This is a genomic window from Lachnoclostridium phytofermentans (genome assembly GCF_000733755.1).
GTDB lineage: Bacteria > Bacillota > Clostridia > Lachnospirales > Lachnospiraceae > Lachnoclostridium > Lachnoclostridium phytofermentans_A.
Genome location: NZ_JPOF01000001.1, coordinates 1 through 25,057, shown reverse-complemented (window position 1 = coordinate 25,057; position 25,057 = coordinate 1). Strand labels below are relative to the sequence as shown.

Genomic DNA, 25,057 nt, shown 5'->3' with positions numbered 1-25,057 from the left:
TGATTACCCCTCCTCTGTAGTTTGAGCCGTAATCACAGGCTCATATACTTCCTTATACCAATTTGTAACGGTGTCATTGGAAACTCCGGTATCACCTTCCGTAACTTCTGCTTTCCAAGGATGTCTGCCACCAACATCCACCTTGTTACGGCGAAGAACCGTACCTTCAATGGTAGGTGTAGAAAAAGTAATACTATCTCCCTTGGTTGCAAGGTTGGTAGCAGGAATACCGAATTTCACACGGTACAGCCAGTAGTATTTATATTTCCCGTTGGATTTCTTTGCTCTAAATCCAATCGCAACAGGAGTTCCGCCGTCTTCTGCACTTGAAATTAGAACATGGTTATCATCAATCACAGAACCCGTAAGGTCGGATGCTGCTGTAACACCAATATCATCAATTCCAAGAGCAAGCGTGCCAGACTTAAACTCCTTCACAATCTCTGCCGCCCCATCATCTGCATAAAGGGTAGCCTCTGCAAGTTCCACAGAAAGTTCTGCGGAGATTGCCTTGGCAAGCTGTGCAGGAGTATCGTAGGTTTCATTACCGGATTCATCCTCGGTAATCTTTGCATAGTACAATTTATCAAGACCAATTGTAGCCATAATCAATCCTCCATTTCATAAATTTTTGCCACATCAATGGCATAATGGTGGTACCCCGTATCATTTTCATGTTCGATGTACCTTCTGTCAGTTATGGTAAAATCCGAAGAAATCAAACTTCGGACAATACTGTTTTTCACTTTTATATAATTTCCCTTGCAAAAAAGGGAGAGCCTTGCCTCTTGCACTTCACAACCGGGAACATTATCTGCATGAAGTTCAAAAGAATCCGTAATTGGTACTATAACCACATACATATCCGGTGCAGTTCCTTCAAATGCTCCCGTTTCTACAGGAACAGAAATGCCTTCAAGCAGGCTCTTACATTCTGCTAACACACTCAAAGTTTCTCCACCTCCGATTCAAAAGCTGTTTTCATTGTCTCAATACATTTTTTCTTAGATGCAGATTTAGCAGGCTTTAAGAATGGTTTTGCATTTTGACCACTTTTTCCGTATTCGATAATATTGGCCAGTTGTGCATTGCTACCACCATCTCGTCTTGGTTCTGAAAAGCCAACCTTAATATTAAAGTTTCCGTTCTTATCCATCTTTACAGATGTAAGACCAAGAGAACTTTCTAATTCGCCCGTGGATCTGGAATCGTACTTGGTATCTTTTCCTATAACAGAAGAGAGATTGTTTTTTGTTTTCTCAAGTACAACTTCGCCTCCAGCCTCAAGCACTTTTTCAGCAATGTTGTCAAACTGACTACCAAGACGAGACATTCTCTCCAAAAATTCATCGGGCATTTTCACATCAACTCGTGCCACTTGAAACAACCTCCTTTGCCAAGACTTCCACATACATTCCTCGTCCTTTGACATCTTCTACAGAAGTGATTTCAAATCTTCCGTCATCGCATACAAGCACCATTGCTGTGGTTACTTTGATGCCCGGAATCACTCGAAAGCAAAAAAGGTCAGTAGCATCGGTAAATGTACTTCTGTTTGCCCATTTCTCACTTCCGTGTCGACCTTCTCTATAGGCTCTTACCGATGCAATAATCACATCCGTAATCGTAGAAAATCCCTCTTCATCCAAAACCTTCTGCTTTTCTACAATATCAATAAAGGTGTTCATTTTCCCAAAACTCATGTCACACCTTCCAATCTCGGTCAAGGCGGAGTAGCAGGTTTACGGTATTCCAAACCTGCTGTCCTGCCTGCACATTATCTGCAAAAAATCCACCCGTTGAACCGTCCCTTGACTCGTAGAAATGCGATGCCAACATAATCACTGCCTGTTCGGTAGTTGCTGGCATCGCATTCTCTGCATAATATCCTTCGGAAATGTGCTGATAACTTTCTGCATAGGATACGGCGGCAGTGATGAAACGCTCAATTAGTCCATCATCCTCCGAATGCTCCAGTATCAGATTTTCCTTAACCTTCAAAAGAAGTTCGCTCATCACTGCCACCTCCAATCTTAGGCAGTAGCCATCTTAAGAACCTGTACTGCTTCAGGAAGTACCAACTTGCCGTCTACACGTTCTTTTGCCACAAAGCCAACCATACCGTTTCCGGCATAAAGTTCACGAAGTTCTGCAAAGGAACGAGTACCACGGTCACCAATGTTGTAGTAGCTGAAATCACCAAAGGCAATGACAGGCTTACCTGCGGCAATGGTAGGAACATAGGCAGAAGTCAAAACATCGTAACCGAACAATTTACCCGGTTCTCCTGCCTGATTAGAAGGCTGCCAGAGATACTGATTGTTTTCATCCTTAAGCTTTCTGATTGCCGCAATCGTCTGGTCATTCATAATGAATTTTGCACTCTTACGGTAAGGGCGCTTAAGTGCATATACAAGATTGATGATTTCATCTGCTGTGATTTCTGTAGCACTTGCAGCTGTTACACCAATTTCTGCACCGCCCGTTTCTGCAAAGATACCAAGAGGCTTTCCAGTACCGTCACCATTAAGGAAAGCATCCTCTTCTGCATTTGCAAGTGCCTTACCAAACTGCTTGATGATGTAATTCTCAAGCTGGAATGCATTGTCATACAAAAGTTCCTCTGTCACTTTTACAGCAACATGAAGTTTGTGTGCATCAAGATTAATCTGGCTGAATGTAGCATCACCAAAAGTAAGCTCTCCACCTTCTTCAATCCAAGCTGCTGCAGGCTTTGCCCCTGCGATATTGATTTTATGCTGACCACTTGTAGTGATAACATTTGCAAGACCTCTGAAAATATTCTCCTCAGTCAACACATCAATAAGGCGAGAATCATACTCTTCCGGTACAAGATAACCACCGTTTTCATCAATGCCTTCAGAAAGAACATCATTGATAGTACGGAAATTGGTACGAAGTGCCTTAAGCATACCAGCCTTATATGCATCAGAAGCACGGCCAGTCTTAGGCTTGCCCTCTCCATTATCCTTACCACCGTTCATAGGCTTATGAGTGATAGGAGTATTCACAGGCTTATTAAGTTCATTTTCCATCATCTCCATAGCCTGCATACGCTCGATTTCAGAAGTGAAATTTTGTACCTTCAGCTCCATTTCGGCATAGGTCTTAGCATCTTCTTCAGAAAGCAGACCGTCTTTATCACGCTTTGTTTCTACAAAAGCCTTTGCCGCCTCCCATGCCTTGTTACGCTTTTCTCTAAGTTCTAAAATAGTCATAATAGTTTACCTCCAATTTTTGATAAGATTGAGCCTATCCATTAAGGAATCAGCTTTGATTTTTGTTTCAGCCTGTGTAGGCTTTCCTTTGATTTCACACTTGGCAGCAATTTTATCCATAAGAGAATTCACTACTGATGCGCGTGAAAACATCATACTGACTTGTGGCATTGGAATTTCATCTGCCACAGCAGCTCTTTGCATCATTTCATCTGCAAAGCCAAGTTCGATGGCCTTATTTGCATCCATCCATGTTTCTGCATCCATAAGATGAGCCAATTTTGTACGGCTAAGACCTGTCTTAATTTCGTAAGCGTTCAGGATAGAATCCTTAACACTTCCAAGCATTTCGATGGCTTTTTGCATCTCCGCAGAATCTCCATACGCCACCGTCATTGGGTTATGAATCATTAGCATAGAAACAGGGGATACAAGCACCTTAGTACCTGCCATTGCAATAACTGATGCCGCCGATGCTGCAATGCCATCAATCTTGACTGTCACATTGCCTTTGTATTCCATCAGCATATTGTAAATTTGTGCTGCAGCTATGCAGTCACCACCCGGAGAGTTAATCCACACGGTTATATCTCCGTTTCCAGCATTTAATTCTTCCTTGAAAAGTTGTGGTGTGACATCATCGTCAAACCAGCTTTCTTCGGCTATCGTGCCATTGAGAAACAGAGTCCTCTCCGTCACCGTTTCCTGTGTTTCCTGATTCGTTACCGTCTGATTCTTCCAGTTCCAGAACTTCTTCATTCTGTGTTTCCTCCTTTCCTGCGAAAATGCCCGCATCCTTCAATTTTGTCATATTGCCGTTGATGAGGTATAAATCACCACCTTCTTCAGCAGGGATACGGTCGAGATTTTCAAGTTCACGGATATCGTTGGCACTCATCCAACCATTCTGTCTTCCAATGGAGTAGCCATTCATACGGCTCTGATAATCTCCACGAAGAAGTCCGTCTACATTGAACTTGATAAAATAAGCAGCCTTCTCGGAACTTGAAACCAATGCTCGAATCATTGATTGCTCCCACCTTACAAGCCAAGGCTCTAAGGTGTACTTCACAAATTCCAAAGACTGCTGCTCTATATTAGAAAAGCTCGATTTCTCAAGGTCACCAACCATATGCGGGGGCACTCTGAAAATTCGAGCAATTTCATTGATTTGAAACTTCCTCGTTTCGAGGAATTGTGCTTGTTCTGGGGAGATGGAAATCGGTGTGTACTTCATTCCTTCTTCCAAAACAGCCACTTTATTTGCGTTACCACTGCCACCGAAAGTATTCTGCCAGCTTTCACGCACCCTTTGTGGGTCTTTGATTGTTCCCGGATGTTCTAAAATACCACCCGGAGTTGCACCGTTAGCAAAAAACTTGGCACCGTATTCCTCACAGGCTATTGCCATGCCAATTGCATTTTTAGCCATTGCAATCGGACTGTAACCCATAAGGCCATCAAAACCAAGACCGGGGATATGAAGAACATCCGAAGACTTCAATATAACAGCAGTATCTTTATTCTTAATTGCCTCATCATTGCCACGATAATAGGTGTAATACAATTTGCCATTTGTATCGCGGTCAACAACCATACGATTTGGCATCAACGGATATAGTGCTACCACTTCGCCTTTGCCATTACGGATAATTTGTGCGTAGGCGTTACCCCACAGTAAAAGATGAGTCATAAGTGTTTCCCTGAACACAAAAGATGTCATTTCAGGATTTGGCTCATCGTGAAGTAACGCATAAAGAGGATGATTAATTGCTTTTTCCTTGCCACCACTATCTGTATAACGATATAGATGAAGTGGTAGTCCTGCTACTGCCTCTGCTAAAATACGGACACAGGAGTATACTGCTGTCATTTGCATTGCAGTTCGCTCATTGACATTCTTCCCGGACGTCGAACCTCCGAATAAGAAACGATATGTGCTACCAGCTGTTGCATTTGTAGGCTTATCTCTCGCCTTGAATATTCCAGTTAAAATTCCCATAGGAATCACGCTCCCTTCTTATATGAAAAGTATGCCACGTTCATCATAAACGCTGACAGAGTCACTATTGCCACAACGGATTGCTCTGTCCAGTCCCATTATGGTTGCCACAGCACCGTCAATCTTTTCTGTTGATTTTTCTTTGTCAGCCTTAATGTTTCCGGCAGGGTCTGTACGAATAAAAATGTTATCCATCATCCAACGAAGAACAGGATGACCTCCATGCGCAATCTTCTGTTCCAAGGTCAATTTCATCAGTTCTTTTGTCGGTGGGGACATATCCTTAAATCCCTGTCCAAAAGGCACCACGGTAAATCCCATACCTTCAAGGTTCTGTACCATCTGCACAGCACCCCAACGGTCAAACGCAATTTCACGAATATTGTATTTCTCACCGAGATTTTCGATAAATTTTTCGATATATCCATAGTGAACTACATTCCCCTCGGTAGTCTGTAAGTATCCTTGTTTCTCCCAAACATCATAGGGAACATGGTCACGGCGCACACGCAGTTCCAAGGTATCTTCCGGTATCCAAAAATATGGAAGAATAATATATTTATCATCTTCATCCACAGGCGGAAACACCAATACAAAAGCCGTGATGTCTGTGGTGGATGATAAGTCCAAGCCACCATAACATACACGGCCTATAAGTGATTCTTCTGTTACCTTAAATGCACAGGCATCCCATTTGTCCATTGGCATCCAGCGAACAGCTTGTTTTACCCATTGATTCAGCCTTAATTGTCTAAACGCATTTTCTTCTCCCGGATTCTGCTGTGCCGATTCACAGGCAGCTTGCACCTTATCAATACCAACCGTAATACCAAGAGAGGGATTTGCTTTCTTCCATACTTCTGGGTCAGTCCAGTCATCCGATTCGTCTGCACCGTAGATAACAGGGTAGAAGGTAGGGTCTATTTTTCTGCCTTCAAGAATATCCTTTGCTTTCTGATGTGTTTCATAACAGATGGAATTAGTATCCGTTCCTGCTGTTGTGATCAGGAAATACAGAGGTTGCATTCTGGCATCACCAGAACCTTTTGTCATAACATCAAAAAGTTTTCTGTTTGGCTGAGTATGTAACTCATCAAACACCACTCCGTGGATATTAAATCCGTGTTTACTGTATGCCTCTGCCGATAGCACTTGGTAGAAACTGTTGGTCGGTTGATAAATAATACGCTTTTGCGATGCGAGGATTTTAACTCTTTTATTGAGTGCCGGACACATACGCACCATATCAGCAGCTACCTCAAATACGATAGATGCCTGTTGGCGGTCAGCGGCACAACCATATACTTCGGCTCTTTCTTCTCCATCACCACAAGTAAGAAGTAACGCTACTGCAGCGGCAAGTTCTGATTTGCCCATCTTCTTTGGTATTTCAATATAAGCGGTATTAAATTGCCTATATCCATTTGGTTTCAAAGTTCCAAAGATATCCCTTATAATCTGTTCCTGCCAATCAATCAGTTCAAATGGCTTTCCTGCCCATGTACCTTTGGTGTGGCACAGGCATTCAATAAAGCCGACTGCATAATCAGCCATCTGCTCATCATATACAGAGTCTTCTGCCATAAACTTCGTAGGCACATAATCTTTTAATTTTCGCAAATGCTGTCCACCTCCTTTAATAATGCACAAAAAATAGTCGCCACCATATCGGTGCGACCGTCCTATACGAGGAACAGAGCCTTATGGCTCCGTCCTGACCTTATGCAGGATTTTCTAATTATGTTCGTTTAGTAAAATGCAAAGTGCAAGATTTGCCTCTTCACAAGTCGGTTCAATATCCCAACCTCTATCATAATTGGCTATAATAACACCATACATTTTCAAAGTCAGCTTGCTGATTTTCCCACCATTGATGCCAAACTGACTACCTTCTTCATAGACCTTAACTGAATAGTGAACTGCTTTATAGCCTCCGTCTTTCTTTGGAATGCCGATTGTTCCTTCTCTCCACATGGCTATACCTCCGTTTCTCCCGTGAGAATAAAATGTGTATATTCCTTACGGTGTTCTTCAAGGTAATTTACCAATTCGTAAAAATGCATCTCATTGGCAAGGTACTGAACCATCGGCACATCAAACATATTGGTTTTTCCTGTGGCTCTGATAGTAAGTATCTGTTCCTTAATCTTTTTATTCATCGGTGCAGACCTCCTTGCCAAGAATTAACTCTGTATAAATTTTTGTATAGCGTTCACATTCACTACCCTCTGAACCCGCAATTGCTCTAAGGAAGAAATCGGCTGCCTCCTTACGACTATCCCAAATATCCTCATTGCCATAACATACTGTTTTTACAACGTCCAGCTTTCTGCATCTGTCCTCGCCATACACAACATTGAGTCCAGAACCGTTATCCCATTTTACAAGGATACTTGCTGTATCATCCACACCAATTACAGTACCTTTTGTGCCAATGGCAGGTGCTTGTTCATCATCCATTTTTACAAGTTCCACTCTGCAACCTATCGGATAGGCTTTGCGTACCTTATCTACTATCTCTCTGTTGGGAAATCTCATTCTGACACCTCCTCAACTAAGCAATACCCTCTTTCGTGTTCTTCGGCAATTGCCTGTCCGATGCGTTCTGCCTCTTGCTCATTGGTAGCCGTGAAAATCTTAAAGTTATCATCGTCCAGTTCCACTTTGTAGGTTTTCTCTTTTCTGACATCCTTAAATGCACTGCTACCGGAGAGGTTACGAAGTAGAATTTTACGCTCTTGCTTATATTCGTTTCCGATAAAGCCAAGCCTTAAAAGAAAACAGCGGAATGTATATTTCTCGTTTTCCACTTCTTTGGCAGTTGCTGTAATACGTTTCTGATTTTTACTCATTTCGCAAAGGGCGGCAATAAAGTGTGTATATGCTTTAACCTCATCCGGGGTTGGCATCGTGTGAAACCAAGGAAAAGCGATTCTGTCTTCTAACAGTTCAATCGGAAGTTCTGTAAGTCCCAAGGCTTTCTTTATCAAATCTCCCTTAACTTCAAGCAGTCGGGTAAGGTTTCCGACAGCCACCTTATCGTAAGGAATCGCAACCGTAAGGCCTAACTCTTCGTCCTGTGGCTCTTGTTTCGCCTCCTCGGATAATTCCTTGGCTCTGGCATCAAGCCAAGCCTCGCCCATTTCTGCGAGAGCTGCAACAAAACCTTTGTCAGCAAGACCTTCAAGCAACTGTTCAATTTCTTCGCTGTCGGCTCTGTCATCAAACTCCACGGTGCCGTTTTTGTCGACAGTAAAATAATCTACCTCGTAATTCATACTTGGCATCCCCATATACTTTGGTTTTACCTGCAGGATTTCTCCCATTGCCGTAACCAATGCCTTGCGGTCATTTCCTGTTACATTAAATTCAAATCTCATTGTGTGTACCTCCTTAATTTTTCGGTACTACATATATCACTCTAAAGGGTCAAAATAGCAAGTCATTTCCACATAATAATGTGTTAAATATTCTTGTCTTTATTGCCATTCAGATTGTGTACTCCACACAATCCCCGAAAGCACAAATATTACATTCGGAAGTGCCACACCGTTGCCCCACATCTTATATTCAGCAGAATCAGAGTGAGGATTTTGTAACCACTTGATTATCTGCTTTTCTGATTTTGGCTTTGTGGAAGTCCCCATAATTTTTCTATGGGTTTCAAATACCTCTTTCCAAAAATCAACCTCTTCATTTGTCGGATTTTCTGTTCTAAGTTCACTGCACCACCAATCTGGGAATCCTTGCAATCTTGCACACTCTGTAGGTGTCAGCCTTCGGACGATATATTTCAACTCATCACCGTCATTTACAATAGGTGGGTCTTTATAATCGGTTGCCACTAATGTATTCGCCAGTTCTTTTTCTGCTGATGTAAAAAACGAAGCCTTACTGGAAGAATAGGTTGGTGTTGCCACAGCACTTGGCCCCTGCGCATTCAATGTAGGATTTACTCCATCAGCTGTTATTCCAAGATTACGAGCAAAATTTTGTCCGCAATTAAAGGATTCTCTATCAATGGCATACACAACAGCGTGTTTATCCGTTGCGTTTAGCGTAAAGGAAACATCATCATTTACACCAGATCCTTGTGGTCCGTTCTCGTCTTTTCTTCCAATCATAGACCCTTGCAAACATACAACTGGCTCTCCACCGTGGGTACAAGTTAGTGTCGGTGACATATTCTCTGTAATATTACAAGCTGATTTACCACCACCTTGGTCTACACAAACAACAGCAATTCCACCCTGATTGCAAGTAGGATTTCCACCACTCTTATCAATGGTTCTGGAGGAATCTGCTTTATAGAATCCACTATTTGGATTGTCGGATTTCATAGAATTACTTTCTTTAGCACAAATGCCGTAAGCCTCCATCACAAACGGCTGATTATTTCCACCCGTACCAAAGGTGGCAAGCACCGTCTGTGCTGTTTCAAGCGGACCCACATATCTGCTGTCCTGTGAATGGTTTTCAAACACAAGAGGAGGATGATTTGACTTTGCCCTTAAAGTGCAGGTCATATCCTCAGTCACATCCATACGATTCCCACCTTGGTCATTTAATACTATGACACCATTTCTGCCTGTAGAAATACCACAGTTTTCTCCAAGCGTAGCAGCTGCATCTCCCGTCAGACTTCCGTTGTATCCATCAATGCCTGTTGCAAGAGTGCCTTCCTTAAAAGTTCCGGCAGTTCCTTGCCACGGGCAGAGGCTCTTCGAAGAATACCCTGACACGCCCTCTGACTCAAATAGTATTTTTCCGGCACTCCCACCTGCAAAATCTGCGACAAGGTAGATACGTTTTCTTCGTTGGGGTACTCCCCAATATTGAGCATCGAACACTCGCCACGCAAGGGAAAAATCACCTGCCATGATGTTTCCTGCATTTGCCCATTTACCATTTTCAGGCATAGGGACAACATACTCTTCGGATTTGACCTTGCAGACTGCATCGAGGACGGCTTTGAAATCTTCTCCTTTATTTGAGGAGAAGGCACCGGGGACATTTTCCCACACAATAAATCTTGGATATTTGCCATTGGTTTTACACCTCATTTCTTTTACGATTCGTATTGCCTGATAAAACAATACTGACTGCTGCCCATCAAGACCAGCTCTTTTTCCTGCAACACTCATATCCGTGCAGGGCGAGCCAAAAGTGATAATATCCACGGGGTCAATATCTGCACCACTTACTTTGGATATATCTCCTAAATGCTTTATATTTGGTAGTCGTTTTGTGGTTACACGAATAGGAAAAGGCTCAATCTCTGATGCCCACAAAGGGGTAATACCAGAAATCAAGCCTCCTAAAGGAAACCCACCGGAACCGTCAAACAGACTGCCCAGCGTTAAATTATTCATTTGCGACCTCCTCATACTGATAAGTCAGTCCATCACGCACAACAGACACTTTTGCTGATGTTCCTACCTGCTCGATGTATCTTTTTACGATAACATCACAGTATTTTTCATCCAGTTCAATAGTGTGGCAAATTCGTCCTGTCTGCTCACAAGCAATCAAAGTAGAACCGCTACCACCAAATGGGTCAAGAACGATACAGTTACTCATACTGGAATTCATAATCGGATAAGCTACAAGAGGAATCGGTTTCATTGTAGGATGGTCACCATTTTTCTTCGGCTTATCAAATTCCCAAATGGTAGATTCTTTTCTGCCCGTGTACCATTGATGCTTTCCTTTTTTCTTCCAACCAAAAAGTACAGGTTCGTGCTGCCACTGATACGGACTTCTGCCAAGAACCATGGACTGCTTTTTCCAAATGCAACAACCGGATAAATAGAACCCTGCCGTCTCAAATGATTTACGAAAAGCCAAACCATGGGAATCTGAATGAAAAACATAGATGGAGGCATCATCTGACATATTCTGTTCCATGTTAAGATACGCATCCAATAGGAACTGCTCAAACTTATCTTCATCCATGCTGTCATTCTTAATCTTCCCGGCACTACCTTCGTAATTTACATTGTATGGAGGGTCTGTTACCACGAGATTTGCTTTTTTACCACACATCAACATTTCATATGTTTCTGCTTTCGTAGAGTCACCACAAATCAATCTGTGGTTTCCAAGCTGCCATACATCTCCCGATTTCGATATGGTAGGCTTTTGAAGTTCAGCCTCTACATCAAAATCATCATCGGATACACCATTTTTTGTATCTTCACGGAATAAACTCTCCAATTCAGCAGGCTCAAAACCAGTAAGGGATACATCAAAATCAGCCCCTTGCAAATCAGAAATAAGCAGAGCCAACTTGTCATTGTCCCACTCGCCACTGATTTTATTGAGTGCCACATTTAAAGCCTTTTCTTTTTCCTCAGAAAGTTCTACTACAACACAGTCCACCTCAGTCATTCCCATATCAATAAGAACCTTGAGTCTTTGGTGTCCACCTACCACTCTTCCCGTGGTCTGATTCCAAATCACAGGCTCTACATATCCAAACTGTTCAATAGAGCGTTTTAGCTTTTCGTATTCTTTATCTCCCGGCTTTAAATCTTTACGTGGATTATAATCGGCAGAGAGCAGTTCCTTTGTATTCTTCTTTTCAATAATCATTACAACAACCCCCATTCTGCAAACTTCTCAAATCCACCACAGGCATCAATGTAATGTCGAGCCATTTCGACAATTTCTGCGTATGGTCTGCCATCAATTCTATCATCACCGATAGCACAGCAAAGTTCCGTAGGCATTCCCGTTTCCTGTGCTTTAAGAAATGCATAGATATTAACAGAAACATCTGCCTTGGATAAATCTTTACCGTGAAGTCCGCCACCTGTAACAGAGTCGGCCATATCAGAGCCAAGTTTTCTATTGGTAGCACCTGTATCTACATTCGTGCCTCCAGTCCAATCACCTATAGGATTGATTTCAGCATTCGGATAGATTGCTCGTAACTCATCAGTTCCAGCATTGCTCTGACAGATAATGAGTCTGTCACCATTTAAGATGTATTTTCCATCAAATGGATACTTTTCAAAAATGTCACGGGCAACAGCTGATAACTTCTTCTGTTCCTCTGTCACGGGCATACCTTTAAAAATCCCGTTATCACCACATCGGATTTGTTCCTTTTGATTATTAGCAAGATGCACATCTTGAGGAACAATCACAATATCAGGAGTAATATCTCCTGTAATACGGAATATCACATCAGCAATATCTCTTTCATCAAGCATTGCCGATGTTTCAATAATGGTGTGACATACGCCGTGACCGATAAGCACCTCCACAGCAATTTTCAGATTGTTATTATCTGCATAAGCCAAATCAACAATGGCTCCTGCTATTCTGTCTGCCACCTTGTCCGGATGGCACGGATTTACTTTTTCATACATAATCAATGTCCTTTCCTTGCAAGCAGCAAACGTTCCATTGCATCATCCTGTGGAGTCGCACCTGCGTATTCGCCTGCACAATTTTCTTTTACAATTTGATAGATTTCCATCCACAGCCTGTTGGTCTGACTCATAAAATTCTGACTCATTGCCACATACGGACTTTGTATCGCATTGCCTGTAGTCGGATGTTTCGCAAGGAATCCAAATTCCGTCACAGCCTCTTCGCACTGAATCCATCGTGCAACACTCATAGAGTATCGTTCCAACAACTGTGGAGATACAAGAGCAGCACATCCACGCTCGTGTAACCACTCCCATGTTGTTTTATAAATTTCTGCCGCTATTAGTTTTTTACCGTCCTTTTGTTTGGCAGACAGTAATTTTGACGGCTTAGGCATAGGCTGACCTTCCAAATTGACAGACTGATTATCAAAGTCAATGACAGTCAACGCTCTTTTGCCCGGATTACCTTCTGCAATCTTATCTGCTAAAGGCTTTTTTCTTGCTCCGGCACCTACTCTGGCACCACCTCGGTTTGTACCGTCCTTCGCCATTTTGCATCCCTCCTTTACGGGGACCCTTATATACCCCCTTTGAAATTGCGATTTTGTGCGTAAGACCCCACGCCCGTTGCACCAGTATAAAGGTGTAGAGATTCTGACCGCCCCTACCTCGTCATCGGTTGTGCCAACGGTCACCACTTTCAGCATGAATCTTCGCATGACAGGACTTGCAAAGACCAATCAAATTATCTCTTGCGTGTGTTCCACCCTTTGCAAGGGGAATCTTATGATGAACCTCATCCACTGACATAAGTTTTCCTTCAGCAAGACACATCTCACACAGAGGATGCTCTGACACATACTTGTCACGGATTCGTTTCCACGCTCTGCCGTACCTTCTTCTTGTAGCAGGGTCACGGTCATAGGTTTCGTAACGCTTGTTTTCCTGCTTTTCGTGTTCCTCACATAACCTACCATCCGTAAGGTTCGGACAGCCAGGGAAGGAACACGGACGCTTTGGTTTTCTCGGCACTCATTCCACCTCCTTTGGGCATAAGAAAAGCCCTTGCAGATGTCATACCCACAAAGGCTTGTTACGGTTGCCCGTTTGATTATTCTTTTCGCATTATAATGATATCATAGGAGGCTACTCTCATTCTATCAACTTTACTCTCCACTTTGCAGATAAGCCTCAATTTCTTTTAAGGCTTTCTCGTGAATGCGAAACGTGTGCTGCATACTGTAATTCATATCAACGGCTATCTGCTCCCATGTAATAAAGCAAAGATAACGTTTCTCAAGAACTGTCTGATATTCCACATTTGGCACTGCCTTGATAATCCCCATAATCTCTCGCTTTAGTTCCACCAATTTATCTATGTCACGGTTGATTTCTTCCTGTAAGTCAATAATCTTAATTACGGCATCTGCCATACGGGAACCTCCACGGTTGGGATTCTTAGGCATATCTGATATGGTGGCTGTACACCTTGTTGCCAGCTCATTCAAAGATGCAATCTGCTGAATCTTGGAATTAATACGCATATCTAAAAAACGGGCCTGTCCTAAATATTCTTTTGCTGTCATTTTGACACCTCCGATATTTTCTTCCCTCGGATTGTCATTTCTTGTCTTAGATTTTCATATCTGCTTTGACAGCATCGATTAGTGCCGTCTGCGTATTTTCCTTTAAGAATAACGCCCTCATAATCCTTTCATCAATGGTACCCTTGGCAGTCAAGTGAAGTACCGAAACGGTATTAGAGGTTTGACCCTGTCTCCATAATCTTGCTATGGTCTGTTGGTACAATTCCAAAGACCAAGTAAGTCCAAACCACACTAAAGTTGAACCACCACTTTGCAGATTCAGACCGTGACCTGCAGAGGCAGGATGAATAAGTGCCACAGGAAGTTTACCCTCATTCCATTTTCTAATGCTGGCATCTGTATCAAGTTTCTGATAGGCAGTTCCAATTTCAGAAAGCCTTTTTATAATTCTGTCATAGTCATGCTTATACCAATATGCCACTAATATCGGTTTGCCGTTTGCCGCCTCGATAATATCCTCAAGTGCATCCAATTTTCTATCATGAATATGGACAATGCCTTCATCATCGGAATAAACGGCTCCGTTTGCCATCTGTGTTAATTTTCCTGAAAGAGATGCTGCATTTGCCGCCGTTATCTCCCCATCCGGAAGTGATAATACCAGATCTCGTTTCATTTCCTCATATCGTTCTTTTTCCTCATCTGATAAATACACAGCATATTCGGTGGATACAAGTTCTGGCATTTTAAGATGGTCTACTGCTTTCATAGAAATGGTAATGTCAGAGATTTTCTTATATATCTGCTCCTCTGCACCGAGAAGTGGCTTATAAGAATAAACAATAGGACCATTCATTCTATCCGGCTTAAAATATGCCGTCCTAAACTGACCGATAAATCTTCCCAAACGCTCTCCCATATCCAGCAGCTTAAATTCTGCGAATAAATCCATCAGACCGTTACTGCTTGGTGTTCCCGTTAGACCGACTATCCTTTGAACCGATGGTCTGACTTTCATAAATGCCTTAAATCTCTTAGCTTGGTGGTTTTTGAAAGAAGAAAGTTCATCCACAATTACCATATCAAAATCAAAAGGTATTCCACTTGATTCTATCAGCCATTGCACATTTTCACGGTTGATAATATAAATATCCGCTTTGGTAGATAAGGCAGAGAGCCTTTCTTTTTCTGTTCCAACTACAATGGAATAGATAAGGTCTGACAGATGCTCCCACTTATCCATTTCTGCACTCCATGTATTTCGTGCTACACGAAGTGGTGCAATTACCAAAACCCTATGCACATCAAAACTATCAAAAAGTAGGTTATTGATAGCAGTCAGTGTGATGCTTGTTTTTCCTAAACCCATATCAAGTAAGACGGCTGCTATTTTATGATTTTCAATGTACTCAGTGGCAAAGGTCTGATAACTATGTGGATTGTATTTCATCAATAATCCCTCCAATCTGCTCTATGCCATCTAAGATACAAACCGTAAAACCAAGATTTTTCAAAAGCCTGTGTCTTGCTTTTTGTAACGGCCTTGGTTCCTCTCCCGGTGCTTTTACTTCCACAAAGCCAAACTTCCTAATTGGTAAAAGCACAATTCTATCCGGCATACCATCAAATCCGGGAGATACAAACTTGGGGCAGATGCCACCACGTTTCTTTACCTCGGTTACTAATTTCTGTTCTATTTCTTTCTCTCGCAAATCCGATACCTCCATCCAAAATTTATAGGTGGAGGTCTATGGAGTGTATTTCCGTAACTTTATATATATATCTTTATTTTTTTATCTTTAAGATAATTTATAGAAAAGACTTCCATAGACTTCCACACTAAAGAATAAATGCTTTTATTCAAGGAAATCTGACTTTAATCGAAGACCGATTATAAGGTTGCAATCCCTTGTTTTTTTACGGTCGAATCCGTTGCTTTCCAAGGCCGTGTAAAAATCAGCCGTACTGCGAATAAAGTCACCCACCTGCGTGCAATACGAACGATATGAGTTATAGACTTCTCCCGATTTTGCAGTATAGCTTTCATCCACCTCACAACACTCCATAAGGAAATGTGACATCCAGTCATTATTTTCTTTATACTTACGAATGGCATCCTGTACCTTCTGTGGAGGTTCAATATGGTAATTATCCTCGATTACCTTTTTCGCACCCGCAATGACCCAAGAAAGTATCGCACCACCAGCATTCTCAAAAAGATAATCAGCAAAATTCTTCACATCGTTACTGCCTTCAATCTTTGCCTGAAACGGAATCACTATCAGTCTTCGCCATGTACCTTTATCAATGGCACCGACCTTCGGTAAGTGATTGGTGTAAAGCACAAGCGTGTGGCTTGGGATATAGGAAAATGGTGCTTTGTATTTCTTCTCAGCATAGATTTCATCCGTAGAACAAAGCTGCTTTACATTAGATGTGTTAAGTCTCATACCTTCTTCCAATTCAGCTGCAATGAGCAGTCTTTTGCCCTTGGCCTCGGCAAGTTCCGGTTTCACATTTCTTTTACACCCAACGGTCAGCACATCAGCAGAAATATTACCGCTATAAGTACCAAGTACACGAGATACCACATTCCAAAAAGTAGATTTACCGTTACGTCCTTCTCCATATGCAATAATCAAAGCCTCTACATATACCTTGCCGATAGCAGACAAACCTACGATTTTCTGCACATAATCAATGAGTGCTTTGTCTTTGTAGAAGAATGTATTAAGAGCATCCTCCCATAAGTCTGCACCCACAGTATCTGCATCCACAGCTGTCTGCTTGGTAATGTAATCAAAAGCATTATGTTCACGGATATCACTTGCACCTTTACGAAGGTCACAAGTACCACCGGGAGTATTGAGCAAGAACTCATCTTCATCAAGTAGGTTCTGGGTAATACCCACCATTGGTCTAACTTCTTTTAGAGCAGAGGAGATGTACTTGGAATCCCTGCGTTTGATGGCATACTTTTTATAATTGATGGCATCCTCATACAGTTCAAAGGAACGAGCCTGCACTTCATTAAAAGCAGACACCGCTTTATTCGCACCCATCTGAGCCAAGATTTTAAAGGCACCGTTTTGTTCCATTTCTTTTAATCTTTTCTTGATTTCAACCTCTGCCTCGGCAAGCTGTCTGGTAGTAAGTTCCTGTGCAACAGCCTGTGACAAAGGATCCGACTCTTCCCAAAAGCTACCATTATAAACAAGGTAACCTGTGGAAGGGGAATATCTGAGACTTTCGTTATATTCTCTTGCAAGCACCACAGCCTGTCCTACATCGGAGAAATCATCCGGCTTTAATTCAAAATCTGCATTATACTGTTCTGGTGAAATATATCCTTCTTGAGATGATACCTTCGCACCAAACTTTAAGGCACTATTCCATATGGTCTTAAGTTCAGCATCTTCAAGTGGAGGATTACATTTTTCAGCCTTTTGTAAATAAAGCTGATATGTCTCATCGGTATCTCCATAGCGTTTGATGATTTTCCCGGCATAATGGGACATTGTATTATTTCTCTTGCCCTGTGGAACTTCCGATTGCTGATTATCCCAAGCATCAAATTCCTGATCATCAAGGAAATCAATGATGTTACTGCTGCCTTCGTAAAATTCCACCTGTGGTTCTGCTACACCGAAAAGCAGTCTTGCACTATCAAGTGCATTGCTATCGAAGTAGGGAAAAGAGGCTGCAATCCTCTTCTTAAGAAGTGTATATTCCTTGGAGTCTGTTACTTCCGGGATAATAAAATACGCATGAAATCTTGGACGGGCAGACCTACCGTCTTTTACTTTCATATGGTTTCTACTATACACAGCTACAAAAGCAACATCAGGAAATGCCATAGCCACTTCAAAAGGTGTAATCCATTCGGCTGGATTATCACTATGGTCATTGTCACAATCAAGAGGAACATTATCAGCTGTAATAAAATTGGAATTATTACGGTAATTATCCTTATATGCAGCCGTCACATGGTCATACTTCATTGCTACGTTCATAGCAGCCTCATCCGTAATAATATGTTTATTTGGATAAACACAGTTAGACAGACTGCCAACGCAATCTGCCGTATAAATCGTTAATCTCATTACTGTTCCACCTCCTGCAATTCCTCAGTAAAATATCTGATTTTCTTTCTCATCTTACCTGCCAATTCAATCTCTTCTGACATCCCGGACGAAATACTGCTGCCAAATACCCATAATTCATCACACTTACCGAGAAAAACCTTATTCATAAACATAGCAAGACCTCTCTCGTGTTCTTCCGAAATGTACTGTGGCAGTAATAGATGTGGAGCAAGTGGAATCGTATTTTTGGCTACAGCAAAACGGGAATACATCCTTGCGTTAGCTGTGTTTTTATCAATATCCCCGGCATATGGACTGCACACATACACCATAGGTCGGAAAGCGGCGGCCTTTCTTGCCGCACGCTCTTCCTTTTCAATTTTTGTTAAAGCCTCAAATACAACCGGGTCATAATAACCCTCTGCGTTAAATTTATCTATCGCCATAACTTTCCTCCTGTTCCATTGTAGGTAAAATACCATCTGCCTTTAACAGCCCATAAATGAAAAGGCGGCCTGCTTGTGTCCAATAAGTATGAAAGGCTGTGTGCATCGAGCCATCACTACCGGGATAACTGTGTGTCTTGGTATTGGTATAACCCATCTCGGCATACTTCTGATACAATAGCCATATTTTATTGCCCTGTTTGTACTGTACTCCTTTTTCGTGAAGATACTGATTCATACGATTAGCGCTCCAACCATAATCCTTTGCAATAACAGAGATTGCTACAAGGTCTTTACAATTAAGCACCACATCGTAATAACTGGCTTTTGGTTTCATCTCCACAATCTGCTGATTCTGAACAGCTACAGTTTCCATTAAAGCCTTCATTCTTGCACGCTCTTCCTTCAACTCTGTAAGTGCTGCAATCAGCATGTCTGGGTTATTCAACACCTCATCTACTGCGTAAATACCATGTCTACGAATAGCAGGGAGAACTTCACTTGTAACCCAGCGTTTGAACTTTTTAGCAGTCGGTAGCTTACTCGAAAGAATAAGGCTGTAAAGACCGGACTCATTGATAACCGTTAAATCTTGGATTCCACCAAGGGTGTCGCATTTTGCTACCCCCTTATCTTCATCATCAACGTGCTTTGCCAGAGCATCTCTTGGATTGCTGTACCCTAAAATAACAGCTATGTCTTTACCCACAAAATATGGCTCACTATCAATAGCAATTGTGCGAACAGAGCCAAATTCCGCATTCTTAAAAATCTGTAATTCGCTCATAAGAATTACCTCCTGTAATTTATTTGAGGTTGACCCTCTACCTGTTAGCCTTGGGAGGGGGGCAGATTGGACAGTTTTAGAAAAATTCTTTAAATTTTTTCTTGGCTCTCTGTAATCGTTTATAGACGGTATCTCTCTTTTCTCCTGTGGTAGCTGCATATTCTTCCGGTGTCATATCATCCAAACACATGGCAATTATGACCTCTGCAAAATTAGGCTTTAATACAGCACGGATTCTTTGGCACAAATCCTCGTATTCATATTTGCGAGTACGTTCTTCTTCCTGTGAGTAATCCCCAACAGTATCCAAGCCATCACTTTCATCAGCATCTTCATCATCTTTTCTGAACTGCTTTTTTAAGTTCCCACGATGACGGTCAAATTTGTGCCAGTTGTTGTATTCAGGCTTATTAAACTTCTCTTCAAAAGCATCCTGAATCATCGTTTCCTTCTCTTCTTGAGTGAGATTTTCTCCTCCTTCCAAAGACAGGCTGACCCACATTTCTTCGCTGTTAACCTCCACAGTTTCATACTTTTCTTCATAACGAATCTTCAACTTCATTCTCTTGTCCTTTCCGCCTGATTCTCAGCGGAAGGGCAAAGGGTACAAAAATGGCCGGTGCTTTAGAAGTACCGACCATCTTGCCTGAAAAAGAGCATAGGAAAATAAGGGTACTTCTATCGTACCTTCCACAGCTTGTACTGTGGTTGGCTCGATATTTGTATCCCAATGCCCTATAGCTAATCAGGCCTTGTGATATTGATTGTTGTGAATATCACTATCTACACATGTTCAACAGTTCTGATTTTTGAATGCACACACAAAATTTACAAACGCAAATTTGAACTTCTGGTAAAATGTACATTTTTGTGATATACTTAATAAAGCGAGTTACACTTACACATGTTTGTAACTTCCACTATCTACATTTTAGTATTTTTCAGAAGTCTTTTTCGGAATTGCACGGAAGCAATCGGAAGGGTTCGGAAAATCGAAAGGAGCAAATAAATGCTGTTTAAAGACTTTGCACAAATTCTTTACAATAATTGTGCTGGTACGGATTCTCAATACCAGTATTTTCTGCTACTTTTTGATAGCATTATGAGGGATCCTTCTACCAAGGAAGAATTAGCACAAGAAAAGAATGATAAATACAATCCTTTTGATTCATTACAACAAGACACCATTGAAAGGCTATTTCGTGGTGGAAATCTTAATGTAAAAAAATTAAGAGTGGTATATCAGAAGCGTGATACCAATAAGTTTGCAAAATACATACAACAATTTGATGAGGATACACAGCTTAACATCGAAAAAGATATTAAAAATCACCTTCCCCAGTTTAATTCTGAAGAAGGTGATATCGGGTATGCTTGTGCAGATTTGTTTGTAGCAATTCTTCATGACCAAATTGACGATGAACCTATTATTAAAGATACTAAAGATAAAATTAATAATGCTGACGAACTGAGTAAAAGTTTTTATTACGACCCTAGAGATAACAAAATACATATTGACAATACAATTATAGAATTACCACCTCAACTACTACCTCCGGAAGGAATAGCGGATGAAGAAGGATTTTATATTGCTCAACTTCTCAACGCATACGCAGAAGCTTTAGGAAGTTCCAAGATTACAATTGACGATGTTCCATCTTTAAAACGTAAATATAGAGATAATTTTGAGGAACAACGTATCAATTATTACAGTGCTATTCGCATAGATAGAATTTTACGAGAATCTTTTGCTAATCCAGATATAGAAATGAAAACGTGGAAATCTGAAACATACGATTATATAAGTGATACCCTTCGTGACGAATATGATAACGGATTTAAACGCTTAGTCGAAGTTCTCAAGACAGTGATTCATTGTAAAACCACATCTGTTGTTGACCAATGCGAACGTCTTATAGGTCCTAAAGAGAGAAAGGGCGTATGCCATTTATTAGAAATAGATTGGACGGATGATTATGAATAATATTTTCAACTCTACATTCGAAATATCACTTCGTATTCTTCTTACACTATATGTAAACGAAAAAAATATGACAAAGGACAGCATTGTTGCTTCTGATTTTATTACAATTTACGCTGCCGACTTTGGTGTTGGAACCATAAATTTACATGGTGTAAACGAGTTTAATTTTTCGGAATATGCAGTAAGACGAGAGCAGGTATCCCTTGCTCTTAAAGAATTGTTACTTAACGAAGAAGTAACTCTTCACACATCAGCAGATGGATTCACATATTCCATCACAGATAAGGGGATTTCTATTTGTGATGAAATGACCACTCGTTATGCTGCTGATTACATCAACTTGGCATATAAAACAAAGGAATTTCTTACTGATAAGAACACAGTAGAAATTGTCGACATCCTTAACCACTTTGCCTTAATGCCAAGAGAAAGGAATCAATGATATGGAATTTTATATAAAGGAAATTATTGCTTCTGGTATAGATAAAACTACATCCCGTGTATCATTAAATCCCGGATTAAATATTATCTGTGGAGCATCCGATACTGGTAAGTCTGCCATCTTAAAGTCTATTAAATTTTTGATGGGTGGAACTAAGCCTTTTGGGAAAAAGAAAAATGGATATGACACCTTCACCGTAACTTTGCAAACATTACAAGGGGCTATATCTCTCACTCGTAAAGTCGGAAAGAATGTTATTTCCGTCAACTCTGAAGTGAAAGGAATTTCAAGTGGAGATTATGATGTGAAATTTGATACAACAAAAGGAAATTCTCGCCCTGTAATACAATCTCTTTGGCTTAAGCTATTAGGTATAAATCAGGATGTGCAGGTTCTCTACAATAAAGACGGCGTAAGAAAGCATCTAACCATGCTTCGTATTCTTCGCTCATTTTATCTTAATGAAGATGATATAGATGACCCACATTCTATTATTACACCTGAAAAAACAAAACTCCGAGAAGGTTTATTTTCTCTCTTCTCTGTTATATTTGATTACTGGAAACGACTTCTCAGAACATAATGAGCAAGATTCTGATAAAATATCTGCTGCAAAACGAGGTGCTATCAAAGATTTTGCACATAACAGAATTGTGGAATGGTCACAACAACGAGAAATTTTGGAAGAAACTCTTCATAGTCTTGATGAAATCAACGTTGAAGAAGAGATAGACAAAGCGATTGACAGATTAAATGAGGTCGAGGGATCCCTAAATAATGCTTTAACCGAATTATCAGCTATTGTATCTGCTATAACAGAATGCCAAGACAAAGCTTCTGAACATAGCTTGATTCTCAATCGATACCAAGCATTAAAAACACAATACTCCTCTGATATTAAACGCCTTACCTTTATTGCTGAAGGCGAAAAAAATCAGAGCAAATATGCCTAAAACCGAGATTGCCCATACTGTGCTACTCCAATAAAAAGATGCCCTCTATTAATTATACTGAATCTGCCAAAAAGGAACTTTCTCGTATAATTGTTCAAATGCAGGGATTGGAAAAAAGCGAAGCACATATTAACGCAGAACTTTCCGATATAAAAGAGCAAATTCATAATTTGGAAACTAAACGTTCAGATCTTCAAGGTTTAATTGCAGACAAATTAAATCCGGAAACTACTTCTTTAAAAGAAAAAATCCGACCAGTACAGACAATATATTGAGTTGCAAAAGTCTTATTCCTTAATTCAAGAATTTTCCAAAAAATTAGAGGATGCTGTCGTTTTGGAAACTGAAAAGAAAGACTCCGATACACTCAAATCTGTATATAAACCAAGAGAACATTTTCCAGATAATTTTGCAATTGATATGGCAAACTATGCCAATGAAATTTTTACAGAGTGTCATTATCGTGGTTTTTAATACAGCAGGGTTTGATATGGGTAAATTTGACTTGCTTGTTAATGGTGACTTTAAATCTGACAGTCACGGCAAAGGGTATCATTCCTTTATCAATACAGTGGCTGGTTTATCACTACGCCAATACTTTATCGAAAAATCAAAATATAATCCCGGTCTATTTATCGTTGACACACCTCTTCATGGTTTTGATGAAGGTGTAACGGAAGATGACAAAGAAAGTATGAAATTTAATCTATTTCAATATTTCATCAATCACTGTGATGTTGGGCAAACAATTATTGTGGAGAATAAAAGAAATTTACCTAAAATCGACTTTGAATCCGCTGGAATTAGGATTATTGATTTCACACATGATAATTATGTGAGTGAATTCAAAGATAGTCGTTATGGTTTCCTGTTGGATGCAAGGGAATAAAATTGGAGGAATACAATGCGAATTAGTTATAACAAATTATGGAAAATGCTAATTGACAAAGAAATGCAAAAAAAAAGACTTGCGAGAACTTGCAGGCATTAGTTCTGCTTCTATTGCCAAGCTGGCAAGGGAGCAAATATATCAACGGATGTCCTTTTAAAGGTATGTACCGCCTTAGATTGTAAGGTAGAGGACATCATGGAAACAATCAAGGATTAAGGAGGCACCGTTATGGCAAGAATTATTGGAGACAACAGTGATGGTTTCGCTAATGAAACTGAAATAATTAACTATATTAACAGTAAGCAATATTTTGAAAATCTTAATGGTAATATGCAAGAGTTTATTTCGTTTTTATTCGAATGTGATGACTTATATGGATGTAAAATGTATGCATCGAAACCCACCGGCATGGTTAAACCAGATATTGCAATTAGGATTGATAATGTAACCAAATACATCAGCGTGAAAAAAGGTGCCGGAAATAGTGTCCACCAAGAAAAACTTCCTGTATTTGAAAATTATCTTAGAAATTGTGGAATGGAAAGTAGAATTATTGCGTATCTTAAAGAATTTCACTATGGAGATGGTTCTACGGATGGAAATGGTGGCAATAGAATTAGCGCAAGTGAATGGATATCTTCAAACTATTCAAAGGTAGTATCTATTAATCACGCTTTTGATAATACCGATTTTTTAGTCAGTTTCTTTGATAGAGTCTTATTTGTAGGTAACGTATCACCTGCACCAACTGTTGATGCAATTTTTCACGGCAATATAAATAACGCTTTATGGGCTAATCGTGACGAAATTATTGATTATTTGCTTGAACAAAATAACACTTCCACAACTATACACTTTAGTAATTTAAATTATCAAGTATGGAATCGAAATTTAAACTATAATCCAAACACTGCTGACAGACGCCACGTAATGCAAATAAAATGGGCAAGTTTAGGAGATGACTTAAGCAGAATAAGGAGGTATGGAAGATATGGCAGATAATTCACACGGTACTAATAATGAATTAGAAATGTCAAACTATCTTGACGGAAAAAAATTCAAAGACTTAAATCTTACAATGAAGGAATTTATTAAATATATATTGTGCTACCAAAGATATTCCTTACACCGACCAAACAGAAATATCTGCTACATATGTTAAGAATAATAAATTGAAACAAGATATTTATATTACCATAAATAATCAAAAGATGGGGTGTAAGCCTAAAGATGGGATCTGGCAATTCATGTCATCAAGAAAAAATTGAAGACTTTATCTCTTTCATAAAGTCTGATTG

General features: G+C 40.4%; 33 protein-coding genes and 1 pseudogene. 9 read left to right on the top strand and 25 right to left on the bottom strand.

Annotated features, from left to right (window positions below; genetic code table 11):
- Positions 1-3: 3 nt before the first annotated feature.
- The 25 genes from CC92_RS0100175 to CC92_RS0100055 all read right to left on the bottom strand — a co-directional run bounded on the left by CC92_RS0100175 (position 4) and on the right by CC92_RS0100055 (position 20,050).
- Entirely contained in the window at positions 4-606 is a 603-nt protein-coding gene (locus CC92_RS0100175; RefSeq protein ID WP_029502410.1) for a major tail protein, read from the bottom strand.
- A gap of 2 nt (positions 607-608) precedes the next feature.
- Positions 609-950, bottom strand: a complete 342-nt coding sequence (locus tag CC92_RS0100170) for a hypothetical protein (protein WP_029502411.1) — start codon at positions 948-950, stop codon at positions 609-611.
- On the bottom strand, positions 947-1,378 hold the full coding sequence (locus tag CC92_RS0100165; RefSeq protein ID WP_029502412.1) for an HK97-gp10 family putative phage morphogenesis protein: 432 nt from the start codon (positions 1,376-1,378) through the stop codon (positions 947-949). Before CC92_RS0100165 ends, CC92_RS0100170 begins: the two co-directional genes overlap by 4 nt.
- Entirely contained in the window at positions 1,365-1,703 is a 339-nt protein-coding gene (locus CC92_RS0100160; RefSeq protein ID WP_029502413.1) for a head-tail adaptor protein, read from the bottom strand. Before CC92_RS0100160 ends, CC92_RS0100165 begins: the two co-directional genes overlap by 14 nt.
- Position 1,704: 1 nt before the next feature.
- A complete protein-coding gene (locus CC92_RS0100155; RefSeq protein ID WP_029502414.1) occupies positions 1,705-2,016 on the bottom strand; it encodes a head-tail connector protein in 312 nt (103 codons plus the stop codon).
- 17 nt (positions 2,017-2,033) lie between these two features.
- Positions 2,034-3,239: a phage major capsid protein gene (locus tag CC92_RS0100150; RefSeq protein WP_029502415.1), complete on the bottom strand. Its 1,206-nt coding sequence runs from the start codon at positions 3,237-3,239 to the stop codon at positions 2,034-2,036.
- Between the two features lie 6 nt (positions 3,240-3,245).
- Positions 3,246-3,998, bottom strand: a complete 753-nt coding sequence (locus CC92_RS0100145) for a head maturation protease, ClpP-related (protein ID WP_029502416.1) — start codon at positions 3,996-3,998, stop codon at positions 3,246-3,248.
- Positions 3,883-5,241 carry a phage portal protein gene (locus CC92_RS0100140; RefSeq protein WP_034218378.1) on the bottom strand — a complete coding sequence of 453 codons (1,359 nt, stop codon included), beginning with the start codon at positions 5,239-5,241 and terminating at the stop codon, positions 3,883-3,885. The genes CC92_RS0100145 and CC92_RS0100140 overlap by 116 nt, the downstream gene beginning before the upstream one ends.
- An 18-nt stretch (positions 5,242-5,259) precedes the next feature.
- Complete coding sequence (locus CC92_RS0100135; RefSeq protein ID WP_029502418.1) at positions 5,260-6,861, bottom strand: terminase large subunit; 1,602 nt, start codon at positions 6,859-6,861, stop codon at positions 5,260-5,262.
- 114 nt (positions 6,862-6,975) lie between these two features.
- Positions 6,976-7,215 (bottom strand): DUF7678 domain-containing protein, encoded by a 240-nt coding sequence (locus CC92_RS0100130; protein ID WP_029502419.1) that lies wholly within the window; start codon positions 7,213-7,215, stop codon positions 6,976-6,978.
- A gap of 2 nt (positions 7,216-7,217) precedes the next feature.
- Positions 7,218-7,400, bottom strand: a complete 183-nt coding sequence (locus CC92_RS0100125; protein WP_029502420.1) for a DUF5049 domain-containing protein — start codon at positions 7,398-7,400, stop codon at positions 7,218-7,220.
- Positions 7,393-7,779, bottom strand: a complete 387-nt coding sequence (locus CC92_RS23555; RefSeq protein ID WP_029502421.1) for a DUF4314 domain-containing protein — start codon at positions 7,777-7,779, stop codon at positions 7,393-7,395. The genes CC92_RS0100125 and CC92_RS23555 overlap by 8 nt, the downstream gene beginning before the upstream one ends.
- The gene (locus tag CC92_RS0100115; protein ID WP_081841816.1) at positions 7,776-8,621 is read right to left on the bottom strand and encodes a virulence protein; all 846 of its coding nucleotides are present in this window, start codon (positions 8,619-8,621) and stop codon (positions 7,776-7,778) included. Before CC92_RS0100115 ends, CC92_RS23555 begins: the two co-directional genes overlap by 4 nt.
- A 99-nt stretch (positions 8,622-8,720) precedes the next feature.
- Positions 8,721-10,613 carry a DNA cytosine methyltransferase gene (locus CC92_RS0100110; protein ID WP_029502423.1) on the bottom strand — a complete coding sequence of 631 codons (1,893 nt, stop codon included), beginning with the start codon at positions 10,611-10,613 and terminating at the stop codon, positions 8,721-8,723.
- Positions 10,606-11,835, bottom strand: a complete 1,230-nt coding sequence (locus tag CC92_RS0100105) for a site-specific DNA-methyltransferase (protein ID WP_029502424.1) — start codon at positions 11,833-11,835, stop codon at positions 10,606-10,608. The genes CC92_RS0100110 and CC92_RS0100105 overlap by 8 nt, the downstream gene beginning before the upstream one ends.
- On the bottom strand, positions 11,835-12,617 hold the full coding sequence (locus tag CC92_RS0100100; RefSeq protein WP_029502425.1) for an S-adenosylmethionine synthetase N-terminal domain-containing protein: 783 nt from the start codon (positions 12,615-12,617) through the stop codon (positions 11,835-11,837). The genes CC92_RS0100105 and CC92_RS0100100 overlap by 1 nt, the downstream gene beginning before the upstream one ends.
- Before the next feature lie 2 nt (positions 12,618-12,619).
- The gene (locus CC92_RS0100095; RefSeq protein WP_029502426.1) at positions 12,620-13,174 is read right to left on the bottom strand and encodes a P27 family phage terminase small subunit; all 555 of its coding nucleotides are present in this window, start codon (positions 13,172-13,174) and stop codon (positions 12,620-12,622) included.
- Between the two features lie 121 nt (positions 13,175-13,295).
- On the bottom strand, positions 13,296-13,655 hold the full coding sequence (locus CC92_RS0100090) for an HNH endonuclease (protein WP_029502427.1): 360 nt from the start codon (positions 13,653-13,655) through the stop codon (positions 13,296-13,298).
- A 134-nt stretch (positions 13,656-13,789) separates the two neighbouring features.
- Complete coding sequence (locus CC92_RS0100085) at positions 13,790-14,209, bottom strand: DUF1492 domain-containing protein (protein ID WP_029502428.1); 420 nt, start codon at positions 14,207-14,209, stop codon at positions 13,790-13,792.
- Positions 14,210-14,255: 46 nt separating this feature from the next.
- Entirely contained in the window at positions 14,256-15,620 is a 1,365-nt protein-coding gene (locus CC92_RS0100080; RefSeq protein ID WP_029502429.1) for a DEAD/DEAH box helicase, read from the bottom strand.
- Complete coding sequence (locus tag CC92_RS0100075) at positions 15,601-15,882, bottom strand: VRR-NUC domain-containing protein (RefSeq protein ID WP_029502430.1); 282 nt, start codon at positions 15,880-15,882, stop codon at positions 15,601-15,603. Before CC92_RS0100075 ends, CC92_RS0100080 begins: the two co-directional genes overlap by 20 nt.
- 144 nt (positions 15,883-16,026) lie before the next feature.
- Positions 16,027-18,273 (bottom strand): phage/plasmid primase, P4 family, encoded by a 2,247-nt coding sequence (locus tag CC92_RS0100070; RefSeq protein ID WP_029502431.1) that lies wholly within the window; start codon positions 18,271-18,273, stop codon positions 16,027-16,029.
- Positions 18,273-18,701: a DUF4406 domain-containing protein gene (locus CC92_RS0100065; protein WP_029502432.1), complete on the bottom strand. Its 429-nt coding sequence runs from the start codon at positions 18,699-18,701 to the stop codon at positions 18,273-18,275. Before CC92_RS0100065 ends, CC92_RS0100070 begins: the two co-directional genes overlap by 1 nt.
- Positions 18,688-19,488 (bottom strand): phage antirepressor KilAC domain-containing protein, encoded by an 801-nt coding sequence (locus tag CC92_RS0100060; protein ID WP_029502433.1) that lies wholly within the window; start codon positions 19,486-19,488, stop codon positions 18,688-18,690. The genes CC92_RS0100065 and CC92_RS0100060 overlap by 14 nt, the downstream gene beginning before the upstream one ends.
- A gap of 76 nt (positions 19,489-19,564) precedes the next feature.
- The gene (locus CC92_RS0100055) at positions 19,565-20,050 is read right to left on the bottom strand and encodes an RNA polymerase sigma factor (protein ID WP_029502434.1); all 486 of its coding nucleotides are present in this window, start codon (positions 20,048-20,050) and stop codon (positions 19,565-19,567) included.
- Between the two features lie 447 nt (positions 20,051-20,497).
- Here CC92_RS0100055 and CC92_RS21290 point away from each other — a divergent pair, with 447 nt between their 5' ends.
- From CC92_RS21290 to CC92_RS22355, 9 genes and pseudogenes are all read left to right on the top strand, one after another.
- Positions 20,498-21,472, top strand: a complete 975-nt coding sequence (locus tag CC92_RS21290; RefSeq protein WP_051669040.1) for an ABC-three component system protein — start codon at positions 20,498-20,500, stop codon at positions 21,470-21,472.
- Positions 21,465-21,914, top strand: a complete 450-nt coding sequence (locus CC92_RS20615; protein ID WP_034218381.1) for an ABC-three component system middle component 2 — start codon at positions 21,465-21,467, stop codon at positions 21,912-21,914. Before CC92_RS21290 ends, CC92_RS20615 begins: the two co-directional genes overlap by 8 nt.
- A gap of 1 nt (position 21,915) precedes the next feature.
- Entirely contained in the window at positions 21,916-22,497 is a 582-nt protein-coding gene (locus CC92_RS0100040; protein WP_031420056.1) for an AAA family ATPase, read from the top strand.
- A complete protein-coding gene (locus tag CC92_RS0100035) occupies positions 22,466-22,867 on the top strand; it encodes a hypothetical protein (protein ID WP_031420054.1) in 402 nt (133 codons plus the stop codon). The genes CC92_RS0100040 and CC92_RS0100035 overlap by 32 nt, the downstream gene beginning before the upstream one ends.
- A 336-nt stretch (positions 22,868-23,203) precedes the next feature.
- A complete protein-coding gene (locus CC92_RS0100025) occupies positions 23,204-23,341 on the top strand; it encodes a hypothetical protein (RefSeq protein WP_156037017.1) in 138 nt (45 codons plus the stop codon).
- Positions 23,342-23,357: 16 nt separating this feature from the next.
- Positions 23,358-23,756, top strand: coding sequence for a hypothetical protein (locus tag CC92_RS0100020; protein ID WP_031420048.1), 399 nt, complete (start codon positions 23,358-23,360; stop codon positions 23,754-23,756).
- A 15-nt stretch (positions 23,757-23,771) separates the two neighbouring features.
- Positions 23,772-23,975, top strand: a pseudogene (locus CC92_RS20610) (helix-turn-helix domain-containing protein).
- A 12-nt stretch (positions 23,976-23,987) separates the two neighbouring features.
- Positions 23,988-24,761 (top strand): hypothetical protein, encoded by a 774-nt coding sequence (locus tag CC92_RS0100010; RefSeq protein WP_029502439.1) that lies wholly within the window; start codon positions 23,988-23,990, stop codon positions 24,759-24,761.
- Positions 24,751-24,921 (top strand): hypothetical protein, encoded by a 171-nt coding sequence (locus tag CC92_RS22355; protein WP_156037016.1) that lies wholly within the window; start codon positions 24,751-24,753, stop codon positions 24,919-24,921. The genes CC92_RS0100010 and CC92_RS22355 overlap by 11 nt, the downstream gene beginning before the upstream one ends.
- Positions 24,922-25,057 lie beyond the last annotated feature (136 nt).